3 protein-coding genes are annotated in these 1525 nt (G+C 35.2%); all 3 read right to left on the bottom strand.

Annotation, left to right across the window (positions count from 1 at the left end; genetic code table 11):
* Positions 1–15 precede the first annotated feature (15 nt).
* Positions 16–318, bottom strand: coding sequence for a type II toxin-antitoxin system RelE/ParE family toxin (locus KF816_17580; GenBank protein ID MBX3009840.1), 303 nt, complete (start codon positions 316–318; stop codon positions 16–18).
* Entirely contained in the window at positions 302–637 is a 336-nt protein-coding gene (locus tag KF816_17575) for a hypothetical protein (GenBank protein ID MBX3009839.1), read from the bottom strand. The genes KF816_17580 and KF816_17575 overlap by 17 nt, the downstream gene beginning before the upstream one ends.
* A gap of 94 nt (positions 638–731) precedes the next feature.
* A complete protein-coding gene (locus KF816_17570) occupies positions 732–1487 on the bottom strand; it encodes a hypothetical protein (GenBank protein MBX3009838.1) in 756 nt (251 codons plus the stop codon).
* Between the last annotated feature and the right edge of the window lie 38 nt (positions 1488–1525).

The raw sequence follows: 1525 nt of genomic DNA, 5'->3' as shown, positions 1-1525 counted from the left end.
GGGCACCGTGGCTTCCTATATCTTTAATTTCTTGGGGTCTTGTCTTGTGTCGAACAACGTCACTATTTTAATCGTATCGGTCGATGTCTCATAATAAATGACTGTGTGCTTTGTCAGTACAGACCGTCTAACGTTTTTTCTCTTGCTTGTCTTAGGGAATAGTCGTGGATTGATTGAAATAAGTTCAAGTCTTTTGTCCAGTTTTCTTACAAAGTTTCTGACTTCCTTCTCAGTCCATTTGTATAGGAGATAGTCGATGATATTTTGAAGGTCAAATATTGCTCTGTCTGACCACTGAATTCTATAACCACTTCTCATAGAGCTTTTTCACTTCCTTATGTGGTTTTAGTCTTCCAGCTTTAATGTCAGCCAATCCTTTATCAATTGCGTTTTTTTCTTCATCTGAAATCTGGTCCCACCAGTCTACTTTTGAACGACTGTCCTTTAACATTTTCAGTCTTTCGATTGAGGTCTCGTCCTTTAATGTAGTCACCCACTTGATTATTTCAAGTTTGTCCTTTTCGATATTAATGTCACTTGTTTTAGCTTTCATAGTCCCTAATTTAAAGATTTTTTGTCTGTCATGCCATGGTGCCCAACGTGTTGGGTTTGTGACGGCTGCGGCTTTCGAAGCCATCTTTGTCCACCGTGGGTGAACGAATTTAAGAAAACTAAACTTTATACCAACACATCACCCGCAGCTGGCACAAACCTGGTGTTGGGCGCAGTTTTTATTCTCTATATTTTATAGTCCGTCTATGTGTTTGAGATAAAATGAATGTATTGTCTGATTTGCGATTGGATTTGATTGATGTCCAATTGCCAAATTTGTCATACTCAATTTCATTATAGCCATTTGGAAATTTTATTAAATTACCATACTTATCGTATTCAATGTTAGATTTAGGATTGTTTTTTTTAGTCCTATGGTCTATTGTAAATGAACCACTATTGTACGTATTTCCGTTGCCGTCTACCTGCTCATACTCTGCGTTATTTTCTTCGTAGTCATACGATACATTCTCGTATCCAGTTTGATGTCCGTCTTGCGTGAATGTCTCAAGTTTTATCGGATGACCATATTTGTTATTTGTTATTTTAACTATTTGAAATAGTTTGTCTGAATTGTCTAAATGAATGACCCCTATTAAATGTCGATTTTTATCATATTCATATTTTTCAGTATTGACATATCTTTCTCCCTTGTCATTCTTGAATTCCTTTTTTGAGCTTGTCCTAACAGAAGTTACAGGGTCATATGTATATGTGTATTTGGCTATAAAATTATCATTTTCATCCCGTCTCTCGTCTGAGAGCAATTGATTAGATTGATTTAGCGTCTTGAAGTATCTAATTGTCTTGTTTCCAATTACTAGTTCTTCATAAATCTCTGTAGCACTTTTATTATTTAAGTCCACTTTGTCACTAATACGAAAATAGAGATAGACCTGTCCGAATACTAATTGAGTTAATAGTATTAGCGTCAATGTCAATATTAATCTTGTTGTCATTTTGTCTTTTAAAA

Source organism: Melioribacteraceae bacterium, from assembly GCA_019638015.1.
Taxonomy (GTDB): Bacteria; Bacteroidota; Ignavibacteria; order Ignavibacteriales; family Melioribacteraceae; genus JAHBUP01.
Note: the sequence above shows the minus strand (reverse complement) of the source record. Positions and strands in the feature narration are given on the sequence as shown.

Coding starts and splice junctions, on each gene's coding strand:
- KF816_17575 (MBX3009839.1), bottom strand. CDS start 637: ATGGCTTCGAAAGCCGCAGCCGTCACAAACCCAACACGTTGGGCACCA.
- KF816_17580 (MBX3009840.1), bottom strand. CDS start 318: ATGAGAAGTGGTTATAGAATTCAGTGGTCAGACAGAGCAATATTTGAC.